25 protein-coding genes and 1 riboswitch are annotated in these 24,788 nt (G+C 67.4%); of the genes, 14 read left to right on the top strand and 11 right to left on the bottom strand.

Annotated elements, in window-relative coordinates; all coding sequences use genetic code 11:
- Window positions 1-116: 116 nt before the first annotated feature.
- From arsJ to AC0KXH_RS19330, 11 genes are all read left to right on the top strand, one after another.
- Complete coding sequence (gene arsJ / locus AC0KXH_RS19380; protein WP_488223901.1) at window positions 117-1,337, top strand: organoarsenical effux MFS transporter ArsJ; 1,221 nt, start codon at window positions 117-119, stop codon at window positions 1,335-1,337.
- Between the two features lie 120 nt (window positions 1,338-1,457).
- Window positions 1,458-3,125: a malonate decarboxylase subunit alpha gene (gene mdcA, locus AC0KXH_RS19375; RefSeq protein WP_061338193.1), complete on the top strand. Its 1,668-nt coding sequence runs from the start codon at window positions 1,458-1,460 to the stop codon at window positions 3,123-3,125.
- Window positions 3,125-4,000: a triphosphoribosyl-dephospho-CoA synthase gene (locus tag AC0KXH_RS19370; RefSeq protein WP_488223900.1), complete on the top strand. Its 876-nt coding sequence runs from the start codon at window positions 3,125-3,127 to the stop codon at window positions 3,998-4,000. Before mdcA ends, AC0KXH_RS19370 begins: the two co-directional genes overlap by 1 nt.
- A gap of 2 nt (window positions 4,001-4,002) precedes the next feature.
- The gene (locus AC0KXH_RS19365; RefSeq protein WP_488223899.1) at window positions 4,003-4,302 is read left to right on the top strand and encodes a malonate decarboxylase subunit delta; all 300 of its coding nucleotides are present in this window, start codon (window positions 4,003-4,005) and stop codon (window positions 4,300-4,302) included.
- Window positions 4,295-5,161 (top strand): biotin-independent malonate decarboxylase subunit beta, encoded by an 867-nt coding sequence (locus AC0KXH_RS19360; RefSeq protein ID WP_488223898.1) that lies wholly within the window; start codon window positions 4,295-4,297, stop codon window positions 5,159-5,161. The genes AC0KXH_RS19365 and AC0KXH_RS19360 overlap by 8 nt, the downstream gene beginning before the upstream one ends.
- Window positions 5,158-5,943 carry a biotin-independent malonate decarboxylase subunit gamma gene (mdcE, locus tag AC0KXH_RS19355; protein WP_488223897.1) on the top strand — a complete coding sequence of 262 codons (786 nt, stop codon included), beginning with the start codon at window positions 5,158-5,160 and terminating at the stop codon, window positions 5,941-5,943. The genes AC0KXH_RS19360 and mdcE overlap by 4 nt, the downstream gene beginning before the upstream one ends.
- 74 nt (window positions 5,944-6,017) lie before the next feature.
- Complete coding sequence (locus AC0KXH_RS19350) at window positions 6,018-6,641, top strand: malonate decarboxylase holo-ACP synthase (RefSeq protein WP_488223896.1); 624 nt, start codon at window positions 6,018-6,020, stop codon at window positions 6,639-6,641.
- Window positions 6,638-7,564: a malonate decarboxylase subunit epsilon gene (gene mdcH / locus AC0KXH_RS19345; RefSeq protein ID WP_488223895.1), complete on the top strand. Its 927-nt coding sequence runs from the start codon at window positions 6,638-6,640 to the stop codon at window positions 7,562-7,564. The genes AC0KXH_RS19350 and mdcH overlap by 4 nt, the downstream gene beginning before the upstream one ends.
- Window positions 7,565-7,681: 117 nt before the next feature.
- Complete coding sequence (gene madL, locus AC0KXH_RS19340) at window positions 7,682-8,095, top strand: malonate transporter subunit MadL (RefSeq protein WP_488223894.1); 414 nt, start codon at window positions 7,682-7,684, stop codon at window positions 8,093-8,095.
- 5 nt (window positions 8,096-8,100) lie between these two features.
- Window positions 8,101-8,865, top strand: a complete 765-nt coding sequence (gene madM, locus AC0KXH_RS19335) for a malonate transporter subunit MadM (protein ID WP_061339912.1) — start codon at window positions 8,101-8,103, stop codon at window positions 8,863-8,865.
- Between the two features lie 209 nt (window positions 8,866-9,074).
- Window positions 9,075-9,162, top strand: a riboswitch (glycine riboswitch).
- Between the two features lie 160 nt (window positions 9,163-9,322).
- Window positions 9,323-10,582 (top strand): D-amino acid dehydrogenase, encoded by a 1,260-nt coding sequence (locus tag AC0KXH_RS19330; protein ID WP_458992052.1) that lies wholly within the window; start codon window positions 9,323-9,325, stop codon window positions 10,580-10,582.
- A gap of 405 nt (window positions 10,583-10,987) precedes the next feature.
- Here AC0KXH_RS19330 and AC0KXH_RS19325 read toward each other — a convergent pair whose 3' ends face one another.
- From AC0KXH_RS19325 to AC0KXH_RS19310, 4 genes are all read right to left on the bottom strand, one after another.
- Window positions 10,988-11,926 (bottom strand): LysR family transcriptional regulator, encoded by a 939-nt coding sequence (locus AC0KXH_RS19325; RefSeq protein WP_041108877.1) that lies wholly within the window; start codon window positions 11,924-11,926, stop codon window positions 10,988-10,990.
- Window positions 11,927-12,160: 234 nt separating this feature from the next.
- Entirely contained in the window at window positions 12,161-12,934 is a 774-nt protein-coding gene (locus AC0KXH_RS19320; protein WP_061339884.1) for a MetQ/NlpA family ABC transporter substrate-binding protein, read from the bottom strand.
- 48 nt (window positions 12,935-12,982) lie between these two features.
- Window positions 12,983-13,660, bottom strand: a complete 678-nt coding sequence (locus tag AC0KXH_RS19315; RefSeq protein ID WP_043222723.1) for a methionine ABC transporter permease — start codon at window positions 13,658-13,660, stop codon at window positions 12,983-12,985.
- Window positions 13,660-14,667 carry a methionine ABC transporter ATP-binding protein gene (locus AC0KXH_RS19310; RefSeq protein WP_041109040.1) on the bottom strand — a complete coding sequence of 336 codons (1,008 nt, stop codon included), beginning with the start codon at window positions 14,665-14,667 and terminating at the stop codon, window positions 13,660-13,662. The genes AC0KXH_RS19315 and AC0KXH_RS19310 overlap by 1 nt, the downstream gene beginning before the upstream one ends.
- Before the next feature lie 257 nt (window positions 14,668-14,924).
- Between AC0KXH_RS19310 and katE the strand changes: the two genes are divergently transcribed.
- Window positions 14,925-17,060: a catalase HPII gene (katE, locus tag AC0KXH_RS19305; protein ID WP_488223893.1), complete on the top strand. Its 2,136-nt coding sequence runs from the start codon at window positions 14,925-14,927 to the stop codon at window positions 17,058-17,060.
- 179 nt (window positions 17,061-17,239) lie between these two features.
- Here the strand turns inward: katE and AC0KXH_RS19300 are convergent, their stop codons facing one another.
- The 4 genes from AC0KXH_RS19300 to zur are packed head-to-tail and all read right to left on the bottom strand — an operon-like array spanning window position 17,240 to window position 19,784.
- Window positions 17,240-17,737, bottom strand: a complete 498-nt coding sequence (locus AC0KXH_RS19300) for a YgjP-like metallopeptidase domain-containing protein (protein WP_165562465.1) — start codon at window positions 17,735-17,737, stop codon at window positions 17,240-17,242.
- Window positions 17,734-18,519 (bottom strand): zinc ABC transporter permease subunit ZnuB, encoded by a 786-nt coding sequence (gene znuB, locus AC0KXH_RS19295; RefSeq protein WP_041109034.1) that lies wholly within the window; start codon window positions 18,517-18,519, stop codon window positions 17,734-17,736. Before znuB ends, AC0KXH_RS19300 begins: the two co-directional genes overlap by 4 nt.
- 12 nt (window positions 18,520-18,531) lie before the next feature.
- Complete coding sequence (gene znuC / locus AC0KXH_RS19290) at window positions 18,532-19,302, bottom strand: zinc ABC transporter ATP-binding protein ZnuC (RefSeq protein ID WP_041109032.1); 771 nt, start codon at window positions 19,300-19,302, stop codon at window positions 18,532-18,534.
- Window positions 19,299-19,784 (bottom strand): zinc uptake transcriptional repressor Zur, encoded by a 486-nt coding sequence (gene zur, locus AC0KXH_RS19285; RefSeq protein WP_041109030.1) that lies wholly within the window; start codon window positions 19,782-19,784, stop codon window positions 19,299-19,301. The genes znuC and zur overlap by 4 nt, the downstream gene beginning before the upstream one ends.
- Before the next feature lie 62 nt (window positions 19,785-19,846).
- On the opposite strand from zur, the gene znuA reads away from it, so the two are divergent.
- Complete coding sequence (gene znuA, locus AC0KXH_RS19280) at window positions 19,847-20,842, top strand: zinc ABC transporter substrate-binding protein ZnuA (protein WP_488223892.1); 996 nt, start codon at window positions 19,847-19,849, stop codon at window positions 20,840-20,842.
- Between the two features lie 244 nt (window positions 20,843-21,086).
- On the opposite strand, the gene AC0KXH_RS19275 is transcribed toward znuA, so the two are convergent.
- On the bottom strand, window positions 21,087-21,854 hold the full coding sequence (locus AC0KXH_RS19275) for a DUF2059 domain-containing protein (RefSeq protein ID WP_041109026.1): 768 nt from the start codon (window positions 21,852-21,854) through the stop codon (window positions 21,087-21,089).
- Between the two features lie 260 nt (window positions 21,855-22,114).
- On the opposite strand from AC0KXH_RS19275, the gene AC0KXH_RS19270 reads away from it, so the two are divergent.
- Entirely contained in the window at window positions 22,115-22,723 is a 609-nt protein-coding gene (locus AC0KXH_RS19270) for a 2OG-Fe(II) oxygenase (RefSeq protein WP_041109024.1), read from the top strand.
- Between the two features lie 134 nt (window positions 22,724-22,857).
- On the opposite strand, the gene dctM is transcribed toward AC0KXH_RS19270, so the two are convergent.
- Together dctM and AC0KXH_RS19260 are read right to left on the bottom strand one after the other, a co-directional pair.
- On the bottom strand, window positions 22,858-24,138 hold the full coding sequence (dctM, locus tag AC0KXH_RS19265; protein ID WP_041109022.1) for a C4-dicarboxylate TRAP transporter large permease protein DctM: 1,281 nt from the start codon (window positions 24,136-24,138) through the stop codon (window positions 22,858-22,860).
- Window positions 24,135-24,767 (bottom strand): TRAP transporter small permease, encoded by a 633-nt coding sequence (locus AC0KXH_RS19260; protein ID WP_061338207.1) that lies wholly within the window; start codon window positions 24,765-24,767, stop codon window positions 24,135-24,137. Before AC0KXH_RS19260 ends, dctM begins: the two co-directional genes overlap by 4 nt.
- Between the last annotated feature and the right edge of the window lie 21 nt (window positions 24,768-24,788).

The raw sequence follows: 24,788 nt of genomic DNA, 5'->3' as shown, positions 1-24,788 counted from the left end.
GCCGATCGCGGGCAAGTCCACTTCCACACGGCGCCTGCCCACACGGACTCGTAGGGTGGAAAACGGCCCTAGGCCTTTTCCACCTGTCTCCACCCCAGGCCAGGCCGGACTTACTTATGCACGCTCTCACCCGCCTCTCTCCCGAAATCCGCCAGTACCTCGTGGTCACCGGCAACTACTGGGCCTTCACCCTCACCGACGGCGCGCTGCGCATGCTGGTGGTGCTGCATTTCCACGGCCTGGGCTACAGCCCGCTGGCGATCGCCGCGCTGTTCCTGTTCTACGAGATCTTCGGCGTGGTCACCAACCTGGTCGGTGGCTGGCTGGGTGCGCGGCTGGGGCTGAACCGCACGATGAACATCGGCCTCGGCCTGCAGGTGGTGGCGCTGCTGATGCTCACCGTGCCGGCGGCGCTGCTCACGGTGCCCTGGGTGATGGCGGCGCAGGCGCTGTCCGGCATCGCCAAGGACCTCAACAAGATGAGCGCCAAGAGCTCGATCAAGCTGCTGCTGCCGGACGGCCAGCAGGGCACGCTGTTCACGTGGGTGGCGCTGTTGACCGGCTCGAAGAACGCGCTCAAGGGCGTCGGCTTCTTCCTCGGCGGCGCGCTGCTGGCGCTGCTCGGTTTCGCCGGGGCGGTGCTGGCGATGGCCGCGGTGCTGGCGCTGGTCTGGCTGGCCAGCCTCGTGCTGCTGAACCGGGACCTGGGCAGGGCCAGGCACAAGCCCAAGTTCAGCGAGCTGCTGTCCAAGAGCCGGGCGATCAACATTCTCTCGGCCGCCCGCCTGTTCCTGTTCGGCGCGCGCGACGTCTGGTTCGTGGTGGCGCTGCCGGTGTACCTGTCCGCGACCTTTGGCTGGGACTTCTGGCAGGTCGGCGGCTTTCTTGCCGCCTGGGTGATCGGCTACGGCATCGTGCAGTCATTCGCCCCCCATCTGACCGGCAAGCGTCGCGGCCGGGTGCCGGACGGCCGTGCCGCCTTTGTCTGGGCCGCGCTGCTGGCGCTGCTGCCCGCGCTGATCGCCCTCGGCCTGGGCAGCGCACTGCCGGCGCAACCGCTGCTGATCGGCGGGCTGCTGCTGTTCGGCGCGCTGTTTGCGGTGAACTCCTCGCTGCACAGCTACCTGATCGTCAGCTACGCCCGCGAGGACGGGGTGTCGCTCGACGTCGGCTTCTACTACATGTCCAACGCCCTTGGCCGGCTGCTCGGCACTCTGCTCTCGGGCTGGGTGTTCCAGGCCCATGGCCTGGCGGCCTGCCTGTGGGTGTCGACCGCCTTCGTCCTGCTGGCCGCGCTGATTTCCCTGGGCCTGCCGCGGCATCACGAACGGACTTGAAGCCTGCGCCGCGAGTCATCGTTACGAAAAGCGTAACGAACGCCTTTCGAGCTTGATTGATGACCCCTCGGTCACCTCCCTACTGTGCGCTCCACAAAGCGGAAAACCTGTGGAGTCGCCATGACAACAACAATCTCCCCACCGCCGCAGTGGTCGCGTCGTCGCGCTGAAAAGGCCCGTCGTCTCGATCAGGTGCAGAGCCTCGCCGATGGCGTGGTACTGCCCAGCGAGCGGATCGTCGAGGCCCTGGAACTCCTGATCGCCCCTGGCGACCGGGTGGTGCTCGAGGGCAACAACCAGAAGCAGGCGGACTTCCTCTCCCGCTCCCTGGCCAAGGCCGACCCCGGCAAGCTGCACGACCTGCACATGATCATGCCGAGCGTCAGCCGCGCCGAGCACCTGGATCTGTTCGAGCGGCAGATCGCGCGCAAGCTCGACTTTTCCTTCGCCGGTCCGCAGAGCCTGCGCATCAGCCAGCTGCTCGAAGACGGCCTGCTGGAAGTCGGCGCCATCCACACCTACATCGAACTCTACTCGCGCCTCTTGGTGGACCTGATCCCCAACGTCGCGCTGGTGGCCGGCTTCCAGGCCGATCGCCACGGCAACATCTACACCGGCCCCAGCACCGAAGACACCCCAGCGCTGGTCGAGCCGACCGCCTTCAGCGACGGCATCGTCATCGTCCAGGTCAATGAAATCGTCGACGAGCTGCCGCGCGTGGACATCCCGGCGAGCTGGGTCGATTTCGTCGTGGTGGCGGACAAGCCGTTCTACATCGAGCCGCTGTTCACCCGCGACCCGCGCCATATCAAGCCGGTGCACGTGCTGATGGCGATGATGGCGATCCGCGGCATCTACGAAAAACACAACGTGCAGTCGCTCAACCACGGCATCGGTTTCAACACCGCGGCCATCGAGCTGATCCTGCCGACCTACGGCGAATCCCTCGGCCTGAAAGGCAAGATCTGCCGCAACTGGACGCTCAACCCGCACCCGACGCTGATCCCGGCGATCGAGACCGGCTGGGTCGAGAGCGTGCATTGCTTCGGCACCGAACTGGGCATGGAGAACTACATCGCCCAGCGCCCGGACGTGTTCTTCACCGGGCGCGACGGCTCGATGCGCTCCAACCGCATGATGTGCCAGCTGGCCGGGCAGTACGCCGTGGACCTGTTCATCGGCGCCACCCTGCAGGTCGATGGTGATGGCCATTCCTCCACCGTCACCCGTGGCCGCCTGGCCGGTTTCGGCGGCGCGCCGAACATGGGCCACGACCCGCGCGGTCGCCGTCACCCGACCCCGGCCTGGCTGGACATGGCCATGCCCGGCGGCGAGGCCCCGGTGACCATGCTCGAGCGCGGCAAGAAGCTCGTGGTGCAGATGGTCGAGACCTTCCAGGAGGGTGGCAAACCCACCTTTGTCGAACAGCTCGACGCGGTCGAGGTGGCGAAGAAGAGCGGCATGCCGCTGGCGCCGATCATGATCTACGGCGACGACGTCACCCATCTGCTGACCGAGGAAGGCATCGCCTACCTGTACAAGGCCCGCTCGCTGGAGGAACGCCAGGCGATGATCGCCGCGGTGGCCGGCGTCACCAGCATCGGCCTGCGGCACAACCCGAAAGACACCGAGCGCATGCGCCGCGAAGGGCTGATCGCCCTGCCGGAAGACCTCGGCATCCGCCGCAACGACGCGACCCGCGAGCTGCTCGCGGCCAAAAGCATCGCTGAGCTGGTCGACTGGTCCGGCGGCCTCTACAACCCGCCTGCCAAGTTCAGGAGCTGGTGATGAGCGCACTCATTGCAAGACAGGCGCAGCCGACGCTGGCTGAGCGCCTGGCCGATCTGGCGGTGCAGGCGCTGGTCGACGAGGCCGACCTGTCGCCCAAGCCGGGGCTGGTCGACCGGCGTGGCAACGGCGCGCACGACGATCTGCATCTGGGTCTGATGCACGCCTCGGCGCAATCGCTGTGGCCGGCGTTCGCCGCCATGGCCGATGCCGCGCGGAGCGAAGGCCGGGTCAGCCAGGCGCTGCGGGAAACGCTCGGCCAGCTGGGCCGCGACGGTGAAGCGGAGATGCTGCGCGTCACCGTCGGGGTCAACACCCATCGCGGCGCGATCTGGGCGCTGGGGCTGCTCAGCGCGGCGGCGATGCTGGAAAGCGGCGCTTCGGCTGGCGAGATCGCCGCCAGCGCGGCCGCCCTGGCGCGGCTGGACGACCCGGCCGCGCCGCACAACCCGGACAGCCACGGCGCGCGGGTCTGCCGTCGCTACGGCGTGCTCGGCGCCCGCGAACAGGCGCAGCACGGCTTTCCCGCGGTCATCGCGCACGGCTTGCCGCAACTGCTGGCCAGTCGCCGCGCCGGCGTCGGTGAGCAGAACGCCAGGCTCGATGCACTGCTGGCGATCATGAGCAGCCTGAGCGACACCTGCGTGCTGCACCGCGCCGGCCTCGAAGGGCTGACCCGCATGCAGGCCGGTGCCCGTGCCGTGCTCGAAGCCGGTGGTGCCGCCAGCCTCGCCGGTCGTCGCCAGCTGCGCCTGCTCGATCGCGACATGCTCGCCCTCAATGCCTCGCCGGGCGGCGCCGCCGACCTGCTGGCCGCCACCCTTTTCCTCGACCGCCTGGCGCCGCATGCGCCGGCGCCGACTGGGAGCAACTGAACATGGAAACCCTGTCTTTCGAATTCGCCGCCGGGCAGCCCGCCCGTGGCAAGGCCCTGGTCGGCGTGGTCGGCTCGGGCGATCTGGAAGTGCTGCTGCAGCCCGGCCAGGCCGGCAAGCTGGCGATCCAGGTGGTCACCTCGGTCAATGGTGCCGAGCAGCGCTGGAAGAACCTGTTCGAGCGGATGTTCCGCGAGCAGAACCTGCCGGCGCTGAACATCGACATCCACGATTTTGGGGCCACACCCGGCGTAGTGCGTCTGCGCCTGGAGCAGGGACTGGAGGAGGTCGGCCATGACTGATATGTCCGCTAACACCGTGGCCCGTTTACTCGAGTCGCGCAGCTTCGTCGAACTCGGTGCGCGCCATCGCGCCCGCGCGCTGCTGGATGACGGCAGCTTCCGCGAACTGCTCGATCCGTTCGACCGCGTCACCTCGCCCTGGCTGCCGAAGCAGGGCATCGTCACCCAGGCCGACGATGGCGTGGTGGTCGCCAAGGGCACCCTTGACGGCCAGCCGGCGGTGATCGCCGCCATCGAAGGCGCCTTCCAGGGCGGCAGCATGGGCGAAGTCGGCGGCGCGAAGATCGCCGGCGCGCTGGAACTGGCTGCCGAAGACAACCGCAACGGCATCCCCACCCGCGCCGTGCTTCTGCTGGAAACCGGCGGCGTGCGCCTGCAGGAAGCCAACCTGGGCCTGGCGGCCATCGCCGAAATCCAGGCCGCTATCGTCGAGCTGCGCGAGTACCAGCCGGTGATCGGCGTGGTCGCCGGTTCGGTCGGCTGCTTCGGCGGCATGGGCATCGCCTCGGGCCTGTGCAGCTACCTGATCGCCACCCGCGAGGCGCGCATCGGCCTCAACGGTCCGCAGGTGATCGAACAGGAAGCCGGCCTCGACGAGTACGACTCGCGCGACCGGCCCTTCATCTGGAGCCTGACCGGCGGCGAGCAGCGCTACGCCTCGGGTCTGGTGGACGCCTACGTGGCCGACGACACCGATGCCATCCGCGCGCAACTGCACGAACTGTTCGCCCTCGGCAAGCCGCTGCAGCCGCGCAGCCGCCGCCACGCCTGGTTCCTCCAGCGCCTGGCCGACGTCGACACCCGCACGCAGCTCGATGCCGCCGCCGTGCGTGCCCTCTACGAAGGAGATGCCCAATGAGCCGTGGACTGAACTGGTTGCAAGCCCTGGACGGCGGTCAGGTACTGGCGGGCTATCCGGCCTCGCTGAAGGTGGTCGACGGCACGCTCGGTAAGCGCGCCGCCCGCTATATCGCCGTGGTGCCGGACGCCGCGAATCCCTTCCCGCGCGCGCGCCATGGCGAGGTCGGCCTGCTCGAAGGCTGGGCGCTGGGCCAGGCGCTGGACGAGGTGATCGAGGCGGATCGCCACAAGGCCGACAAGCGCGTCGTGGTCGCCGTGGTCGATGTGCCGAGCCAGGCCTATGGCCGCCGCGAGGAGGCGCTGGGCATTCACCAGGCGCTGGCCGGTGCGGTGGACGGCTATGCCCGCGCACGGCTGGCCGGGCACCCGGTGATCGCGCTGCTGGTGGGCAAGGCCATGTCCGGCGCCTTTCTCGCCCACGGCTATCAGGCCCAGCGGATCATCGCCCTGCGCGATCCGGGCGTGATGGTGCATGCCATGGGCAAGGCCGCCGCGGCGCGCATCACCCTGCGCAGCGTCGAGGAGCTGGAAGCCCTGGCTGAATCGGTGCCGCCGATGGCCTACGACATCGACAACTACGCGACCCTCGGCCTGCTCTGGGAAACCCTCGCCGTGGACAGCATCGAGCAGCCCTCGGCGGATGACCTGGCGCGTGTGCGCGACTGCCTGATCAAGGCCGTCGCGGACATTGGCAGCAGCAGCGACCTGCGCGGCCGCCTCGGCGCGCCGAACCGCGCCGCGTCGTCCAGGGTGCGCGAACTGTTGCGCGCGCAGTGGTAACGGCTGGCGGCCGTCGAAGCGGCCGCCGGCCCCGCCGGTAACCCGGCAACCAACAACAAGAGCAGGAGACTGCCATGTACCAGCCTGAACATCCGCGGCCCCACGACCTGCTCTGGGGCATGCGCCCCGAGCAGTTGCCGGCCGATGCCCCGGCCTGGGCGCTCGCCGTGCTCGCCGCTGGCCAGCCGGTGGTGGTGCGGCGTGCCGTCGTCGCGCCGGGACAGGTGGCGGTCGGCCTGCGTGGTGCCACGCGCGATCAGCGTCTGGCCGCAACGATGCCGCTCACGGCGATCAGCCGCCGGCTGGCGCCGGAGGATATGCGCGGGCGCCAGGCTGTCGAGGACCTGCCGGTGTTCCGCGTGCTCGCCGAACTGCGCCCGCTGCTCGATGCGCTGGGGCACGTCTGGGGCGTCACCGGCTCGGCGGGCTTCCAGCTCGCCAGCGGACTGCCGGCGGCGCATCCGGACAGCGATCTCGACCTGCTGCTCAGGGCCGAACAACCGCTGCCGCGTAGCGAGGCGCGGCCGCTGTTGCAGCTGCTGGAAGGCCGCGCCTGCCGCGTCGACCTGCAACTGCAAACCCCGCTCGGCGGCGTGGCGCTCAGCGAATGGGCCGGCGGCGCGGCGCGGGTGCTGCTCAAGACCGCCGCCGGGCCGCGCCTGGTCAGCGATCCCTGGGTCGCGGAGCGTGCCGCATGAGCAGCCTGTTCGCCTTTCCCGGCCAGGGCGCGCAGAAACCCGGCATGCTCCAGCGCCTGCCGCAGGAGCCCGAAGTGCACGAATGCCTGACGCAGGCCAGTGCGGTGCTGGGTGAGGATGCGCTGCTGCTCGATTCGGCCGAGGCGCTGCAATCGACCCGTGCCGTGCAGCTCTGCCTGCTGATCGCCGGGGTCGCCGGGGCGCGCCTGCTGATGCGTGATGGCCAGCGGCCGGACTACGTCGCCGGGCTGTCCATCGGTGCCTACGCCGCAGCGGTGGTCGCCGGGGCACTGGACTATCGCGATGCGGTGCGGCTGGTCTCGCTGCGTGGCGAGCTGATGCAGCAGGCCTACCCGCACGGCTATGGCATGACCGCCATCCTCGGTCTGTCGCTGAGCACGGTCGAAGGCCTGCTGGCGGAGGCCAAGGCGCCCGTCTACCTGGCCAATATCAACGCCGACAACCAGCTCGTCATCGCCGGCAGCGATGCCGCCATGGCCGCGGTCGCCGCTCGCGCCAAGGCCCTCGGTGCCTCCTGTGCGCGGCGTCTGGCGATGAGCGTGCCATCGCACTGCGCGTTGCTCGAGCAGCCGGCGCGTGAGCTGGCCGAAGCCTTCGCCGGCGTCAGCCTGCGCGCTCCGCAAATTCGCTATCTGAGCAGCTCGTCCGCACGCCCGATATTCGATAGCGAGCGCCTGCGCGACGACCTCGCCTTCAACATGTGCCGCGTCGTCGACTGGCACGGCACCCTGCGCACCGCCTACGAGCGCGGGGTGCGTCTGCAGATCGAACTGCCCCCGGGCCAGGTGCTCACCGGCCTGGCGCGGCGGGTTTTCGAACAGGGTACGCTGGCCGCCTTCGACGGCGCCCGGCTCGACACACTGGACGCCTTGCTGCGTCAGGAGGGCAGCCGGAGCCGATAAACACGTGCATAAGGGCGCGTTCGCCTGACTCGCCCGCTGATCGATGGATAACAACAACGACCTCGACAACACGCGCCAGGCCCTCTGCAGGCCGGCGCAACCAAAAGGACAAGAACAATGATCATCTTTGGTGTGGCCTTCCTGGCCTTGTGTACCCTCACCGGCATCTTCGTCGGCGAGCTGCTCGGCAAGCTGATCGGCGTACCGGCCAACGTCGGTGGTGTCGGCATCGCCATGGTGCTGCTCATCCTCGTCGGCAGTTACCTGAAGAACCGCGGCCTGTTCAAGCCGGAAACCGAACAGGGCGTGAAGTTCTGGAGCGCCGTCTACATCCCAATCGTGGTCGCCATGGCCGCGCAGCAGAACGTCTACGGCGCGCTGTCCGGCGGCCCGATGGCGATTCTCGCCGGCATCGCCGCGGTGGTATTGGCCTTCGCCCTGGTCCCGGTGCTGGACCGCATCGGCCGAAAAAAGTCTGAGGCCGAGCCGGTTGCCACCGCCAAGCCCACCGCCAGCAGCGCACGGGGGTAATGGCCATGTACGAATCGCTCATGAAAGTGGTCACCGGCTACGGCATGATCAGCGGCTTCGCCCTCATCGGCGCAACCATGTGGCTGTCCTACTGGCTGTCCGACAAGCTCACCAAGGGCCGTCTGCACGGCTCGGCGGTGGCCATCCTCATCGGCCTGTTGCTCTCCTACATCGGCGGCGTGGTCACCGGCGGGCAGAAAGGCCTGGTGGATATCGCCCTGTTCTCCGGTATCGGCCTGCTCGGCGGCGCCATGCTGCGTGACTTCGCCATCGTCGCTACCGGTTTCGGCGTCAGCGTCGAAGAGCTCAAGCGCGCCGGGATGGTCGGTGTGCTGGCGCTGTTCGTCGGGGTGTTCTCCTCGTTCATCGCCGGTGTCGCGGTGGCCATCGCCTTCGGCTACACCGATGCGGTCAGCCTCACCACCATCGGCACCGGTGCGGTGACCTACATCGTCGGCCCGGTCACCGGTGCGGCGATTGGCGCCAGCTCCGAGGTGATGGCGCTGTCGATCGCCGCCGGCCTGGTCAAGGCGATCCTGGTGATGGTGGCCACGCCCTTCGTCGCCCCGCTGATCGGCCTGAACAACCCGCGCTCGGCGGTGATCTTCGGCGGCCTGATCGGCACCTCCAGCGGCGTGGCCGGCGGCCTGGCGGCCACCGATCCGAAGCTGGTGCCCTACGGTTGCCTGACCGCCGCGTTCTATACCGCGCTGGGCTGCCTGCTCGGGCCGTCGCTGCTGTTCTTCGTCATGCGCGGGCTGCTCGGCTGAGACGCAGCAGCAAAGGTGGAAAAGGCTGCGCGTAACCCTCACCGCGTGGATGGCTGAGGCCATCCACCCTACGACGGCTGCACGCCCTGGCACAGGCCCGCAAGAGCGCCGCGTGGCCCCAGGCCAAAGCCGGGGGTTACAGCAACGGTTTTTTCTGGCAGGGTAACCCTCGATTCGCGACCGATTGCCGCAGGCAGCGGGCGCGGGTCGATGTGCTAGCGGGAGAGACTGCCGCATGGCAGCGCCGAAGGAGCAACCGCCCCGGAAACTCTCAGGCAAAAGGACCGCTATCACTGCTGACACTCTGAAGAGCCGCCCGGTTTTCGTCGCCGGGCGCACCGAAGGAGCAAGCGAGCCGCGTCACGCGCTCGTGAATCTCTCAGGTCCAGAACAGAGGGGGCGCCCGCCGCGCGTTGGGCGCACGGGCTATGACCCCCTGACGTTCTGGAGCGCAACAATGAAAACAATCGCAGTCATCGGTGGCGGCATCACCGGCGTCACCACCGCCTATGCCCTGGCCAAGCGCGGCTTCTCGGTCACCCTGCTGGAAAAGCACCGCTACGCGGCCATGGAGACCTCGTTCGCCAATGGCGGCCAGCTGTCGGCGTCCAATGCCGAGGTCTGGAACCACTGGTCGACCATCGTCAAGGGCCTCAAGTGGATGCTCAAGAGCGATGCGCCGCTGCTGGTCAATCCCAAGCCCAGCTGGCACAAGCTCTCCTGGTTCGCCGAGTTCATCGGCTCGATCCCCAACTACCGCAAGAACACCGTCGAGACTGCTCGGCTGGCCATCGCCGCGCGCGAGCATCTGTTCGCCTGGGCCGAAGCCGAAGGCATCGACTTCGACCTGAAGAAGAAGGGCATCCTGCACATCTACCGCGACAAGGCCGGCTTCGATCATGCCGCTGAGGTTTCACGCCTGCTCGCCGAAGGCGGCCTGCCGCGGCGCAGCGTGACGCCGGAAGAGATGCGTGCCATCGAGCCGACCCTGGCCGGCACCTATTACGGCGGCTACTACACCGAATGCGATTCCACCGGTGATATCCACAAGTTCACCCACGGCCTGGCCACCGCCATCGAGCGGCTCGGCGTGCGCTGCCGCTACGGTGCCGATGTGAAGTCGGTGGCCAGCGACGGCAAGCGTGCCAGCGTGATCCTCGCTGGCGTTGGCGGTGACGAGCGGCTGGAGTTCGACGGCCTGGTGGTTTGCGCCGGCACCGCCAGCCGTGCATTGGCAGCCCAGCTCGGCGACCGGGTGAACATCTACCCGGTCAAGGGCTACTCGATCACCGTCAACCTGACCGACGAGGTCAGCCGCGCCTCGGCTCCGACCGTCAGCCTGCTGGACGACGAAACCAAGCTGGTCAGCAGCCGCCTGGGCGACGACCGCTTCCGCGTCGCCGGCACCGCAGAGTTCAACGGCTACAACCGTGACATCCGTGCCGATCGCATCCGCCCGCTGGTGGACTGGGTCAACCAGTGCTTCCCCGGCGTCAACACCCGCAGCGTGGTGCCCTGGGCCGGCCTGCGCCCGATGATGCCGAACATGATGCCCAAGGTCGGCCGCGGCAGCTCGCCGTGCGTGTTCTACAACACCGGCCACGGGCACCTGGGCTGGACGCTGAGCGCGATCACCGCGGACATGGTCGGCGATGTGGTGGCGCAAAGCCTGGGCCGGCCCGCTCCGGTCGCGTCCGGGCAGACAGCCGTCGCCTAGTCATGCAGTCGTAGGGTGGAAGACGGCGAAGCCTCTTCCACCGTTGCGTTGAGCATCCACACGAGGCATCGGCGTCATCGTGATCCTGCGACGTTGCCAAAGGCTGCGTGGATAAGCTTCGCGTTATCCACCCTACGTTGCCCAACACAGCGGACGTAGGGTGGAAGACGGCGAAGCCTCTTCCACCGTGGCGTTGAGCATCCACACGAGGCATCGGCGTCATCGTGATCCTGCGACGTTGCCAAAGGCTGCGTGGATAAGCTTCGCGTTATCCATCCTACGTTGCCCAACACAGCGGACGTAGGGTAGAAGACGGCGAAGCCTCTTCCACCGCTCGGCAGCCATCCCCCCGATCCGGCTGGCCATATGGCGACGCGTGGAAAACCGCTGCGCGGGTTTTCCACCCTACGGTGTGCCGTGGCCGTTGTGCTCCAGCGCACGCCGCGCATACATCCGGCATTCGGCGAGCAGCGCCAGCAGGTTGGGGTCGCGCTCCTTGGCCTTGAGGAACACCACGCCGATGTGCTGTTGCAGGTGATAACGCGCCTGCAACGGGATCAGCCGCACGCGCGATTCGTAGACCATGCCCACGCGCCCCGGCAGCAGGGCGTAGCCCACCCCGGAATTGACCATGCTGAGCAGGGTGAAGATGTCGTTCACCTGCATCGCCACCTTGGGTTCGAAGCCGGCCAGCTCGAACACCCGCCGGCCGTCCTGATGGGTGGCGAAGCCCTGCGACAGGGTGATGAAGGTGGCGTCGCGCAGATCACTGAGATCGACCTCGGCCTGCTCGGCAAAGGGCGAATCGGCTGGTGCGGCGAGAAAGATGTCGTCGGAGAACAGCTCGACCTGCTCGCAGTCGGGGTCGGCGACGCTCTCGTTGAGCGACACGAGGATCGCATCCAGCTCCATGTTCTTCAGCTTGTAGAGCAGGTCGACGTTGGAGCCCAGGATCAGGTCGATGTTGAGTTCGCTGCGGCGCAGCTTCAGGCCCATGATCAGCTGCGGCACGGTCTTGACCGTCAACGAATAGAGCGCGCCGAGCTTGAAGCGCTCGGCGGAGAAGCCGGCCGCTTCGCGGGTGCGGCGCACCGTCTCGAGCACGTCCTTGACCAGCTGCTGGGCACGTTCCTCGAGGACGAAGGCGCTTTCCAGCGGGATCAGGTTGCGCCCCTCGCGCTTGAACAGCGGGCAGCGCAGGGCGCTTTCCAGCGAGTGTATGGCGCGGTGCACGCTGACATTGCTGGTGTTGAGCTCCGCCGCGGCCTTGCCCATGTTGCAGCTGCGCATGAAGGTGAGGAAGACCTCGAGCTTTTTCAGGGTCAGCTCTTCGTCGATCTGCATGGCGATGACTCCGCGATCAGGCGCTCGATTATGGCAGCCGCTGCGCGCGCGGAGCGAGCCGGCATGCGCGTCGCCGCTCCCCTGGCCGGCGGTGCCGTGCCGGCATCTGCTTTCGCACGCAGGCCGCCGGCCCGTAGCGGCCAGGCAAGGCTGGCCTCATGGGAAGGCGCTCGATCAAAAAAAGGCCCCGGAATCGCTTCCGGGGCCCTGGGCATCGCAGGTGGCTGGCGCCGATCAGAACGCCGGGACGACGGCGCCCTTGTACTTCTCGTTGATGAACTGGCGCACCTCATCGCTGTGCAGCGCGGCGGCCAGTTTCTGCATGGCGTCGCTGTCCTTGTTGTCCGGGCGGGCGACGAGGATGTTCACGTAGGGCGAGTCGCTGCCTTCGATCACCAGGGCGTCCTGGGTCGGGTTCAGCTTGGCTTCCAGCGCATAGTTGGTGTTGATCAGCGCCAGATCGACCTGGGTCAGCACGCGCGGCAGGGTCGCGGCTTCCAGCTCACGCACCTTGATGTGCTTGGGGTTTTCGGCGATGTCCTTCGGCGTGGCGGTGATGCCGGCGCCGTCCTTGAGCGTGATCACGCCGGCCTTGGCCAGCAGCAGCAGGGCGCGGCCGCCATTGGTGGCGTCGTTGGGGATCACCACGTTGGCGCCGTCGGGCAGTTCTTCCAGCGACTTGAGCTTGCTCGAGTAGGCGCCGAACGGCTCGATGTGCACGCCGGCGACGCTGACCAGCTCGGTGCCCTTGCCCTTGTTGAACTCGTCGAGGTACGGCTGGTGCTGGAAGAAGTTGGCGTCCAGACGCTTCTCGGCGACCTGGATGTTCGGCTGCACATAGTCGGTGAAGACCTTCACATTCAGCTCCACGCCCTGTTCGGCCAGCTTCGGTTTGACGAACTCGAGGATCTCGGCGTGCGGCACGGCGGTCGCCGCGACGTTCAGCTCGTCGGCGGCCTGGGCGGAGAAGGCGGCCACGGTGGCCAGGGCGGCAATCAGTTTCTTCATCGTTCGGTTCCTTGGATGGAGCGGCGTGCGGGGTTCGCGCGCCCAGGTTCATTTGCGGGAGAAGTGGGTCACCAGGCGGTCGCCAACGCTCTGCAGCACCTGCACCAGCACCAGCAGCAGGACCACGGTGACGACCATCACGTCGGTCTGGAAGCGCTGGTAGCCGAAGCGGATGGCCAGGTCGCCAAGGCCGCCGGCACCCACCACGCCGGCCATCGCGGTGTAGGACACCAGGGTGATGGCAGTGACGGTGATGGCGGCGATGATGCCCGGCCGGGCCTCGGGCAGCAATGCGCTGAAGATGATCTGCCGCGTCGTCGCGCCCATCGCCTGGGTCGCCTCGATGATGCCGCGGTCGACCTCGCGCAGCGCGGTCTCCACCAGCCGCGCGAAGAACGGCGCGGCGCCCACCACCAGCGGTGGAATGGCCCCGGCCACGCCGAGCGAGGTACCGGTCAGCAGCACGGTGAAGGGAATCATCACGATCAGCAGAATGATGAACGGCAGCGAACGCAGCACGTTGACCACGAACGACAGCGCCGCGTACAGCGGGCGGTTCTCGAACAGCTGGCGGGGGCCGCTGAGAAACAGCAGCACGCCCAGCGGCAGGCCGAGCAGGATGGTAAACAGCAGCGAGCCGCCGAGCATCAGCAGGGTGTCGAGGGTGGCCAGCCAGATCTCGTACCAGTCGACGTTGGTGAACAGCGAGCCGAACAAGGCATCCATCAGCGCAAGACCTCCACATGTACATCGGCGTGATCGAAGCGCGTCAGGGCCGCCTGCATGTCACCGCCGGTGAGGGCCAGGGTCAGCTGGCCATAGGGGGTGTCCTTGATGCGGTCGATGCGCCCGGAGAGGATCGAGAAGTCGACGCCCGTTTCGCGTGCGACCGTACCCAGCAGTGGCTGGTAGGTGCTCTCGCCCTGGAAGGTCAGGCGCAGGATGCGGCCCTGCACATGGGCGAAGTCGTCGTGCTGCTCGCGTTCGTCGACCGCCTCGTCCTCGAGCACGAAGCGCTGGGTGGTCGGATGCTGCGGGTGCAGGAACACCTGGGTGACCGGGCCCAGCTCGACGATGTCGCCGCCGTCCATCACCGCCACGCGGTCGCAGACGCGGCGGATCACGTCCATCTCGTGGGTGATCAGCACGATGGTCAGCTTCAGCTCGCGGTTGATCTCGGCCAGCAGTTGCAGCACCGATGCCGTGGTCTGTGGGTCGAGCGCGCTGGTGGCTTCGTCGCAGAGCAGGATGCCTGGCTCGGTGGCCAGTGCGCGGGCGATGCCGACGCGCTGCTTCTGGCCGCCGGAGAGCTGCGCCGGATACTTGCGCGCATGGTCCTTGAGGCCGACGCGCTCGAGCAGCGCGGCGACCCGGGCATCGATCTCGCCACGCGACAGCTGGCCGGCCAGGCGCAGCGGCATGGCGACGTTGTCGGCCACGGTCTTGGACATCAGCAGGTTGAAGTGCTGGAAGATCATCCCGACGCGCTGGCGGAAGCGCCGCAGGCCGTCGGCATCCAGCGCGGTGACGTCCTCGCCATTGACCCGGATGCGCCCGCCCGAGGGTTCCTCCAGGCGGTTGATCAGGCGCAGCAGGGTGCTCTTGCCGGCGCCGGAGTGACCGATCAGGCCGAATACTTCACCGGCCTCGATGCACAGGTCGGTCGGCCGCAGCGCCGGTACTTCGCGGCCGGCAACCCGATAGGTTTTATGGACTTGCTGGAATTCGATCACGGGCGAACCTTGTGGGTGCGGTCGTTCCTGGCCGGGATAGCCGGCGAAAGCCGGGCATTCTAGCGCAACTGGTGCTCAGGCTTCAGCCGCCGGCGTGCGTTCATAGGCATTGCCTATCGGGTCGATCGGCAAAGCAAATTGCCGCGGCACCGACCTTGTCGGACTTCGGCGGGTCAGTTACCGGAGCACCGTGGAAAAGGCGCGCCCCAGCGGTGGGTTCACCACGGTTTCGGAAACACCCTTCACCGAGGCCCAAGATGACCGACAAGACCCCCAAACAGAGCGAACTGGCTGGCACCGATACCGTCGACCGCGGCAACCACAATGCCAAGCTCGACCAGCTGGAACGCTTTCGCTCGGACGCCACCGGCGAGGCGCTGCGCACCAATCAGGGCGTGAAGATCGCCGATAACCAGAACACCCTCAAGGCCGGCGGCCGTGGGCCCTCGCTGCTCGAAGACTTCATCATGCGCGAGAAGCTCACCCACTTCGATCACGAGCGCATCCCCGAGCGCATCGTGCACGCGCGCGGTGCCGCCGCACACGGCGTGTTCGTCAGCTACGACGACCACAGCCAGCTGACCAAGGCCTCGTTCCTCTCGGCAAAGGGCAAGGAGACCCCGGTATTCGTGCGCTTCTCCACCGTGCAGGGCTCGCGCGGCTCGGCGGACACCGTGCGCGACGTGCGCGGCTTCGCCACCAAGTTCTACACCGACGAGGGCAACTTCGACCTGGTCGGCAACAACATGCCGGTGTTCTTCATTCAGGACGCCATCAAGTTTCCGGACTTCGTCCACGCGGTGAAACCCGAGCCGCACAACGAGATCCCGCAGGCGCAATCGGCCCACGACACCTTCTGGGACTTCGTCTCGCTGACGCCTGAGTCCGCACACATGGTGCTCTGGACCATGTCCGACCGCGCCCTGCCGCGCAGCTACCGGGCGATGGAAGGCTTCGGCGTGCACACCTTCCGCCTGATCAACGCCGAGGGCGTCAGCCGCTTCGTCAAGTTCCACTGGAAGCCGGTGGCCGGTGCTTTCTCGCTGGTCTGGGACGAGACGCTGAAGATCGCCGGCAAGGACCCTGACTTCAACCGCCGCGACATGTGGGAGTCCATCGAGATGGGCGACTACTTCGAGTGGGAGCTGGGCGTGCAGGTGGTCGAGGAGGCCGACGAGCACAAGTTCGACTTCGACCTGCTCGACCCGACCAAGATCATCCCCGAGGAGCTGGTGCCGGTGCAGAAGCTCGGCAAGATGACCCTCAATCGCAACCCGGACAACTTCTTCGCCGAGACCGAGCAGGCCGCCTTCCACATCGGCCACATCGTGCCGGGCATCGACTTCACCAATGACCCGCTGCTGCAGGGCCGGCTGTTCTCCTACACCGACACCCAGCTGCTGCGTCTCGGTGGGCCGAACTTCCACGAGATCCCGATCAACCGCCCGCTGTGCCCGTTCCACAACAACCAGCGCGACGCCTTCCATCGCCAGACGATCAACAAGGGCCGCGCCAACTACGAGCCCAACTCGATCGACAGCGGCTGGCCCAAGGAAACCCCGCCGGCGGCCCAGGGCGGCGGCTTCGAGAGCTATCCGGAGCGGGTCGAGGGGCACAAGATCCGCAACCGCAGCGAATCCTTCGGCGACCACTTCTCCCAGGCCACGCTGTTCTGGAACAGCATGAGCGAGCCGGAGAAGGAGCACATCATCGGCGCCTACACCTTCGAGCTGGGCAAGGTGGAGCGGGTGTTCATCCGCGAGCGGCAGGTCAACGAAATCCTCGCCAACATCGACCTGGAGCTGGCCCGCCGCGTGGCCGAAAACCTCGGCCTGCCGGTGCCGAGCGCGCCGACCGTAGCGCCGAAGACGCCAACCCCGCAGAGCTCGCCGGCGCTGAGCCTGATGAATCACGTACCGGGCAATATCAAGTCGCGCAAGGTGGCGATCCTGGTGGCCAATGGCGTCGATGGTGCGGCGATCGACGCATTCAAGGCCAAGCTGGCCGAGCAGGGCGCGCTGGCCAAGATCATCGGCCCGTCGCCGGCCCCGGTGAAAACCGCGGACGGCCAGATGCTGGCGGTCGATGCCGCGATGGACGGCATGCCCTCGGTGATGTTCGACGCGGTGTTCGTCCCCGGTGGTGCCGATGCGGCGGCGGCCATGGCCAAGTCCGGCGAGGCCAAGCATTACCTGCTGGAGGCCTACAAGCACCTCAAGCCGGTGGTACTGCTCGGCGACGCGCGGCAGATGCTGGCGACGCTGAACCTCACCTCCGATGCCGGGTTGCTGGAGGGCGATGACGTCGATGCGGTATTCGGCAACTTCGCCCAGGCGCTTGGCCAGCATCGGGTCTGGGCGCGCGAGGCCGCAGCGGCAACGATCCCGGCGTAAAGGATCGGCGTAGGGTGGATGGCCGAAGCCATCCACGCGGATGAGGTGCCAGGTCCGGCATGAGGCGTAACCTGGTCTGACGCGTGGAAAATCGCTTCGCGAGTTTTCCACCCTACGCAGGCTTCGGTGCCAGCGGGACGTAGGGTGGATGGCCGCAGCCATCCACGCGGGGCGCCTCTTCAGCGGTCCTGCAGCTCCCGCCAATGCAGGAACAGCCGCAGGTCGAACTCGATCTGCCCGTAGCCCGGCAGCATGTGCTCGCAGAGCTTGTAGAACGCACGGTTGTGCTCGCTTTCGCGCAGGTGGGCGAGCTCGTGCACCACGATCATCTGCAGAAATTCCGGCGCCGCCTCGCGGAACAGCGCGGCGACGCGGATTTCCTTCTTCGCCTTGAGCTTGCCGCCCTGCACCCGTGACACCGCGGTATGCAGGCCGAGCGCGCGGTGAGTCAGGTCCAGGCGATTGTCGTAGAGCACCTTGTCGATCGGCGGGGCGCTTTTCAGGTACTCCTGCTTGAGCGTCTGCACGTAGCCGTACAGCGCCTTGTCGCTCTGCACCTGATGCCGGCCGGGATAGCGTCGCTGCAGATAATCGCCCAGACGCTCCTCGGCGATCAGCTGGCGCACCTGGGCCAGCAGCGGCTCGGGGTAGCCGCGCAGGTACTTGAGATCGGTCATGCGCGCTTCGGCCAGGCGAAGCTGAGCAGGAACAACGCGGCGGCGCTGACCACGATGGACGGGCCGGCCGGAGTGTCTTCGAACCAGGACAGCGTCAACCCGAGGCACACTGCGACGATGCCCAGCACGCTGGCGCCCAGCGCCATCTGCTCGGGGGTCCGTGCGTGACGCTGGGCGGCGGCGGCGGGAATGATCAGCAGCGAGGTGATCAGCAGCACGCCGACGATCTTCATCGCCACGGCGATGATCACCGCGATCAACAGCATCAGCGCCAGGCGGATCGCCGCCACCGGCAGGCCTTCGACCTTGGCCAGCTCCTCGTGCACGGTGATTGCCAGCAGCGGCCGCCACAGCGGTACGAGCAGCAGCAGCACCAGGGCGCTGCCGCCGACGATCCAGGCCAGATCCGCGCTACCCACCGCGAGCAGGTCGCCGAACAGATAGCCCATCAGGTCGATGCGCACATCGTCCATGAAACTCAGCGAGACCAGGCCCAGCGACAGCGTGCTATGCGCGAGGATCCCCAGCAGGGTGTCCGAGGCCAGCGGCTGGCGCTGCTGCAGGGTGACCAGCAACAACGCGAGCAGCACGCAGCCGACGGTCACCGCCAGGGTCAGGTTGACGTCGAGCATCAGCCCAAGGGCGACACCGAACAGCGCGGCGTGGGACAGGGTGTCGCCGAAATAGGCCATGCGCCGCCAGACGACGAAGGAGCCGAGTGGGCCGGCGACCAGCGCCAGGGCGAGGCCGGCGAGCAGGGCGTGGAGCAGGAAATCGGGCATCTGATGCTCTGTCTAGTGCTTGCAGTTCGGGCCGTGAACGTGGCCTTGGCCGGTGACCACGCTGCCGTGCAGGTCATGGCGGTGATCGTGCTGGTGGTGGTAGATCGCCAGGCTGCGGGCGTCCTGGCCGAACAGCTCGACAAAGGCCGGGTCGGCGCTGACCTGCTCCGGATGCCCGGAACAGCAGACGTGGCGATTCAGGCAGACCACCTGATCGGTGGCGCTCATCACCAGATGCAGGTCGTGCGAGACCATCAGCACGCCGCAGCCGTAGCGCTCGCGCAGCCGGCCGATCAGCCGGTAGAGCTCGGCCTGGCCAGCGATGTCGACACCCTGGACCGGCTCGTCGAGCACCAGCAGCTGCGGCTCGCGCAGCAGCGCGCGGGCCAGCAGCACCCGCTGCATCTCGCCGCCGGAGATGCGCTGCAGCGGGCTGTCGATCACCTGTTCGGCGCCCACTTCGACCAGCGCCGCCTGCGCGCGGGCACGGTCCACCCCCGGCACCAGGCGCAGGAAGCGCAGCACGGACAAGGGCAGGGTGGCGTCGATGTGCAGCTTTTGCGGCATGTAGCCCACGCGCAGGTCCGGCTTGCGCCAGATCTCGCCGCGATCGGGCTTGAGCAGGCCGAGCACGATCCGCACCAGAGTGGTCTTGCCGGCTCCGTTGGGGCCGATGAGGGTGACGATCTCGCCGGCATGGACCTCGAGATCGGCGCCTTCGAGCACCGCCTTGCCGGCGAAGCCGACGTGCACGTCATGCAGGCGGATCAGGCTGTCGCTCATGCCGCGCTCCGGCACGGGGCGCACAGGCCGACCACCTCGACGGTCTGGGTCTCGACCGCGAAATCCACCGTGCGCGCAGCGCTCTCGATGGCCTCGGCAATGCTCGCCTGCTCCAGCTCGATGGCCGTGTGGCAGTTGCGGCAGATGAGGAACTGGCCCTGGTGCGGGTGCTCCGGGTGGCTGCAACCAATGAACGCATTGAGCGAGGCGATGCGGTGCACCAGGCCGTTCTCGAGCAGGAAATCCAAGGCACGGTACACCGTAGGCGGTGCGGCACGGCGGCCATCCTGTTCGCTCAGCGTGGCGAGAATGTCGTAGGCGCCGAGCGGCCTGTGGCTTTGCCAGACCAGCTCCAGTACGCGCCGGCGCAGCGCGGTCAGGCGTACGCCCTGGCGCAGGCAAAGGCTGTCGGCCTCGGCCAGGGCGCTGCTGACGCAGTGATCATGGTCATGGGGCGTGTAGGCCAGGGGAGTCTTGGGCATGGCGACGACTTGTCTGGAGAGAGACGTTATTATGTACCAATTTCCCCGCACGAGTATCGCCCGTGAAAGCTCTTTTTTCGCTTCCCCTGATCGCCGGTGCACTGCTCTGCACCCCCGCCGCTCACGCTGACGTTCGCCTGCTGACCAGCATCAAGCCGCTGCAGCTGATCGCCGCCGCCGTGCAGGACGGGGTCGGCCAGCCTGAGGTCCTGCTGCCGCCGGGTGCCTCCGCGCATCACTACGCGCTGCGCCCGTCGGACGTGCGTGCCATCCGTGATGCCGAGCTGTTCTATTGGGTCGGCCCGGACCTGGAAAGCTTTCTGCCGCGCGTGCTCGAGGGACGCGACGGGCCGAGCGTGGCCGTGCAGGACGTGCCGGGCATGACGCTGCGCCATTTCGGCGAAGCCGCCGAGGCCGCGGGCGAGCATGGTGACGACCACGACCACGACCACGACCACGACCACGACCACGACCACGACCACGATGCCGAGGCGATGGCCGGCGAGCACGATCACGATCATCGGCCCGGCAGCCTCGATGCGCACCTCTGGCTGTTGCCGGCCAACGCTCGAGCGATCGCCGAGCGCATGGCGGAGGACCTGGCCGCACATGATCCGCAGAATGCGCCGCGCTACCAGGCCAATCTGGTCGCCTTCGAGCAACGCCTGGAGACGCTGGATCGGCGTTTGCAGAGCCGCCTGGCCAAGGTCGCCGACAAGCCCTACTTCGTCTTCCACGAGGCCTATGACTATTTCGAGGCGGCCTATGGCCTGAGTCATGCCGGCGTGTTCGCCATCAGCGGCGAGGCCCAGCCGGGCGCACGGCACGTCGCAGCGATGCGTGAACGGCTGAAGGCGGCCGGCCCGAGCTGCGTGTTCAGCGAGCCGCCGGTGCGCCCGCGCCTGGCCGAGACGCTGACCACCGGCCTGCCGGTGACCCTGGCGGAACTGGACGTGCTCGGCGTGGAACTGCAGGTCGGCCCGCAGGGCTACGAGCAGCTGCTGGAGCGTCTGGCCGACAACCTCGCCGGCTGCCTGGAGTCGCTGCAGGCGCCTTGAGTGCCGCGCTACCGGGCGCCCGGCGACGGGCCGCCGTTTTCACCCTGCGGTGAAGTTGCGTGAGACTGAAATCGCCAAGCGACTGGCCGCGGCGGGGGCCCGAATGGCCATCGGGCGGCTTGAAACCGGCGTGGCGGTGAAAAAGGCGGCGCCGCTCTCTACCCCACGGTCGGGGCTGGGGAAGGTGGAAAACCATTCTTGCGGTTTTCCACCGACGCACGGCCCGGGCGGTGCCGGTGCCTCGCTAGAGGCCTGCCTGCGGGCCGCTCGGCTCGGATAGCTCGCGGCCGACCGCCAGGCCTTCCCGCACGGCCTGCAGCGCCGCCTGGTAGTACGCCTGGCCGGCCGCCGAGCGGGCGAAATCCAGGTACTGCTCGAGTTCGGCGTCGGACAGCTCGCGGTAGATGTACAGCAGGGTGTTGTCCAGGTCGCCCTCGATCTGCTCGCGCAGGCGGTCGCGCTGGCTGTTGAGCAGACTCTGGGCCTGTCCGCTGGCGAGAATCCCAGGCAGCATCTGGCTGAGGCTGTCGGCGGCGACACCGGCCAACGCCAGGCTGACTTCCGCACCCGCCTCGCTCGCCGGCAGGGCTTGTGCCAGATGGCGGATCAGCAACTGGCGGTTGCTCCCGGCCTCGATGCGCGGCAGGCCATTGGCATAGCGCGCCAGTTGCTCGCGGCGCCCGGCCAGCACCTCGGCAGCGACGATCTTGCGGCCCAGCTCGGATTGGAAGAACGCCAGCGCCGGCTGCGGCTCGGCCAGCTGCTCGCGCAGCGCCTGTTGTGCGCGGCTGTCGATTGCCTCGGCGGCGAAGCGCCGGTTGCTGTTGTCGACCAGCGCCTGATAGACGGCTGCGGGCAGGGTGTCCTTGTAGCGCTGCTGCACGGCGGTCAGCGCATCGGTGAAATTGGCGCGCTGATCCGGCCAGCCGGCGGTTTCGTAGAGGTCGGAGTAGACGTCGGCACGGCAGACGAGGCTGATGCTCAGCAGAGCGAAGGCGAGTAGGGCGCGCATGGGATCTCCTGTCGAAGGGCCGCCATTTTCGGCGCCGCCGCGCGGGCTGTCGAGGGAGCGGGCAGGCAAGGCGATTTGTCACAGACGAATTGCCGCTGCGGGGCATTCCCCTGGATACCCCGGACACCGCAGAATGACCGTCGGGCGCATGACCTTGCGCCCTGTTCTCCATCATCTTGAATGTCAGACGGGCGCTTCGTTCCCGAAGCGCGCCGAACGGGCCGCTGTGGCGGCGACACGATTCTCGCGGAGCCTCAACCTTGCAGTTTTCCAGCATCATCGATGACCTGGCCGAGCGTGGCTGGTCGGTACAGCGTGCGTTTCTTCCGAGCCATGAAACCCTCCGTCTCGCCGAAGAGTGTCGCCGCCGCGAGGCGGAGGGAGCCATGGTGCCTGCCGCGGTCGGCCGCGGTGAGGGCCAGCTGGTGCACGAGGGCATCCGCGGCGACCATATCCTCTGGCTGGAACCCGGCCAGTCGGCCGCCAGCGATCTCTACCTGCAGCTGATGGACGGCCTGCGCCAGCAGCTCAACCGCGAGCTCTATCTCGGGCTCGAGGAGTTCGAATGCCATTTCGCCGTGTACCCGCCCGGGGCGTTCTACAAGACGCATCTGGATCGCTTTCGTGATGACGACAGCCGGTGCGTGACCGCGGTGTTTTACCTCAACCCGGACTGGCAGCCGGAGCACGGTGGGGCGCTGCGGTTGTACCTGGGCGAGGCCGCCAGCCAGGACGTCGCGCCGCTGGCCGGCACGCTTGCGGTGTTCATGTCCGGCGACTTCCCGCACGAGGTGCTGCCTACCGCAGTCGATCGCCTGTCGGTCACCGGCTGGTTCCGCCGCCGCGCCGCATTGCCGCTATCGGCCTGAGCGGCGGCGCGCGTGGAAAATCGCCTTGCGCGTTTTTCCGTGCCACGCCACCGAGCGGCATGCAGACATGAAGGTCGCCAGATAAAAAAAGCCCGGCGCTGGGCCGGGCTGAAGAAAGGCGGATGCTGCGCGCGTTACATGCCCAGCAGTTCCGGCAGTGCCAGGGAGATCGACGGCACGTAGGTGATCACGATCAGGAAGCTCAGCATCAGTGCCAGCCATGGCAGCACGGCGCGGATCACCTGGGTCACCGGCATGCCCGTCACTGCCGAGGCGACGAACAGGTTCAGGCCCACCGGCGGCGTGATCAGCCCGATCTCCATGTTCACCACCATGATGATGCCCAGGTGGATCGGGTCGATGCCCAGCTGCACGGCGATCGGGAACAGGATCGGCGCGAGGATCAGGATGATCGCCGACGGCTCCATGAAGGCACCGGCGACCAGCAGCACGATATTCACCACCAGCAGGAACATCCACGGCTGCAGGCCGGCCTCGATGACCCAGGAGGTGATCGCCTGCGGGATCTGCTCGGTGGTCAGCACGTGGGCGAAGAGCATGGCGTTGGCGATGATGAACATCAGCATGATCGACAGCTTGCCCGACTCCAGCAGCACCTTCGGGCAATCGCGCAGCTTGAGGTCCTTGTAGACGAACAGTGCGACGAACGCCGAGTACACCGCCGCCACGGCGGCCGCCTCGGTCGGCGTGAACATGCCGGAGTAGATGCCGCCGAGGATGATCACCATCAGCAACAGGCCCCAGACCGCCTTGCGGGCGGCCGACAGCCACTCGCGGAAGGTCGCCCGCGGCAGCGCCGGCAGGTTCTTCTTCACCGCGATCAGGTAGATCGCCACCATCAGCGCGCCGCCGAGCAGGATGCCAGGCACTACGCCGGCCATGAACAGCTTGCCGACCGAGGTCTCGGTGGCGGCGGCGTAGACCACCATCACCACCGACGGCGGAATCAAGATGCCCAGGGTGCCGGCGTTGCAGACGATGCCGGCACCGAAGGCCTGCGGATAGCCCGAGCGCACCATGCCGGCGATGGCGATGGAGCCGACGGCGGCGACGGTGGCCGGCGACGAGCCGGACAGCGCCGCGAACAGCATGCAGGCCAGTACCGCGCCGATCGCCAGACCGCCACGGATGTGGCCGACGCAGGCGTTGGCGAAGTCGATCAGCCGGCGGGCGACGCCACCGGTGGTCATGAAGGCGCCGGCCAGCAGGAAGAACGGGATGGCCAGCAGCGTGTAGTGCTCGGAAGTCTCGAACAGCTTGATCGCCAGCGAGCGCACCGAGTCCTGGCTGAAGATCATGATGGTCAGCGAGCCGGCCAGGCCGAGGGAAATGGCGATCGGCACGCCGATCAGCATCAGCGCGAAGAGCACCGCGAAAAGAAACAGAATGGTCATGGCTTGGGCTCCTCGTGCTCGCTCAGTCGGGTGGCCTCGGCCGCTTCATCGGCCAGGCCGAGGCCGATCTGCTGCTTGCGCAGCAGGCGCACGAAGATTTCGCCGAAGCGGATGAACACCATGGCAAAGCCGACGGGGACGATCAGGCCGATGTGCCATTGCTTGACGCCGACATGGCCGAGGTCCTCGGCGCCGATGTTGGCGATGAACAGCGTCTGGATCCATTCGAAGCTGGCCACGGTCAACAGGCCCGCGTAACCCAGGCAGAACAGGCAGGCGATGATCGCGATGAAGCGCTGCACGCCGGTCGGTGCCAGCTTGACCAGCGCATCCACGCCGATGTGGCCGGCGGTGCGCACGCCATAGGCCAGGCCGAAGAAGATCAGCCAGGCGAACAGCGCCTTGGTCAGCGCCGTGCTCCAGGTCATGGCCTGCGCCAGGCCGATGATGAAATCGCCCACCGCGAAGAAGAAGTCCTCGGCCCCCGGGAAGCGGTCGGCCAGGTCGTAGAACACGGTGTAGAGGTTGTTGAGAATGACGTAGACGAACGTCACCAAGGTCATGGCGGCCAGCAGAAAGGCGATGAAGCCTTCCTCGAAATGGTCCCAGACGCGCCGCAGGGCGTTCATGGATGACATCTCCCGAATGGA

The organism is Stutzerimonas sp. CXK-1, from assembly GCF_057738225.1.
Note: the sequence above shows the minus strand (reverse complement) of the source record. Positions and strands in the feature narration are given on the sequence as shown.

Excerpts from the sequence above, each read along its gene's own strand:
- madL (WP_488223894.1), top strand. The coding sequence starts at position 7,682 with ATGATCATCTTTGGTGTGGCCTTCCTGGCCTTGTGTACCCTCACCGGC.
- mdcE (WP_488223897.1), top strand. The coding sequence starts at position 5,158 with ATGAGCCGTGGACTGAACTGGTTGCAAGCCCTGGACGGCGGTCAGGTA.
- znuB (WP_041109034.1), bottom strand. The coding sequence starts at position 18,519 with ATGCCCGATTTCCTGCTCCACGCCCTGCTCGCCGGCCTCGCCCTGGCG.
- AC0KXH_RS19315 (WP_043222723.1), bottom strand. The coding sequence starts at position 13,660 with ATGGATGCCTTGTTCGGCTCGCTGTTCACCAACGTCGACTGGTACGAG.
- arsJ (WP_488223901.1), top strand. The coding sequence starts at position 117 with ATGCACGCTCTCACCCGCCTCTCTCCCGAAATCCGCCAGTACCTCGTG.
- AC0KXH_RS19365 (WP_488223899.1), top strand. The coding sequence starts at position 4,003 with ATGGAAACCCTGTCTTTCGAATTCGCCGCCGGGCAGCCCGCCCGTGGC.
- AC0KXH_RS19260 (WP_061338207.1), bottom strand. The coding sequence starts at position 24,767 with ATGAACGCCCTGCGGCGCGTCTGGGACCATTTCGAGGAAGGCTTCATC.
- AC0KXH_RS19325 (WP_041108877.1), bottom strand. The coding sequence starts at position 11,926 with ATGCAGATCGACGAAGAGCTGACCCTGAAAAAGCTCGAGGTCTTCCTC.
- dctM (WP_041109022.1), bottom strand. The coding sequence starts at position 24,138 with ATGACCATTCTGTTTCTTTTCGCGGTGCTCTTCGCGCTGATGCTGATC.
- mdcH (WP_488223895.1), top strand. The coding sequence starts at position 6,638 with ATGAGCAGCCTGTTCGCCTTTCCCGGCCAGGGCGCGCAGAAACCCGGC.
- AC0KXH_RS19370 (WP_488223900.1), top strand. The coding sequence starts at position 3,125 with ATGAGCGCACTCATTGCAAGACAGGCGCAGCCGACGCTGGCTGAGCGC.
- katE (WP_488223893.1), top strand. The coding sequence starts at position 14,925 with ATGACCGACAAGACCCCCAAACAGAGCGAACTGGCTGGCACCGATACC.
- madM (WP_061339912.1), top strand. The coding sequence starts at position 8,101 with ATGTACGAATCGCTCATGAAAGTGGTCACCGGCTACGGCATGATCAGC.
- AC0KXH_RS19275 (WP_041109026.1), bottom strand. The coding sequence starts at position 21,854 with ATGCGCGCCCTACTCGCCTTCGCTCTGCTGAGCATCAGCCTCGTCTGC.
- AC0KXH_RS19320 (WP_061339884.1), bottom strand. The coding sequence starts at position 12,934 with ATGAAGAAACTGATTGCCGCCCTGGCCACCGTGGCCGCCTTCTCCGCC.
- AC0KXH_RS19330 (WP_458992052.1), top strand. The coding sequence starts at position 9,323 with ATGAAAACAATCGCAGTCATCGGTGGCGGCATCACCGGCGTCACCACC.
- AC0KXH_RS19360 (WP_488223898.1), top strand. The coding sequence starts at position 4,295 with ATGACTGATATGTCCGCTAACACCGTGGCCCGTTTACTCGAGTCGCGC.
- zur (WP_041109030.1), bottom strand. The coding sequence starts at position 19,784 with ATGCCCAAGACTCCCCTGGCCTACACGCCCCATGACCATGATCACTGC.
- mdcA (WP_061338193.1), top strand. The coding sequence starts at position 1,458 with ATGACAACAACAATCTCCCCACCGCCGCAGTGGTCGCGTCGTCGCGCT.
- znuC (WP_041109032.1), bottom strand. The coding sequence starts at position 19,302 with ATGAGCGACAGCCTGATCCGCCTGCATGACGTGCACGTCGGCTTCGCC.
- AC0KXH_RS19350 (WP_488223896.1), top strand. The coding sequence starts at position 6,018 with ATGTACCAGCCTGAACATCCGCGGCCCCACGACCTGCTCTGGGGCATG.
- AC0KXH_RS19300 (WP_165562465.1), bottom strand. The coding sequence starts at position 17,737 with ATGACCGATCTCAAGTACCTGCGCGGCTACCCCGAGCCGCTGCTGGCC.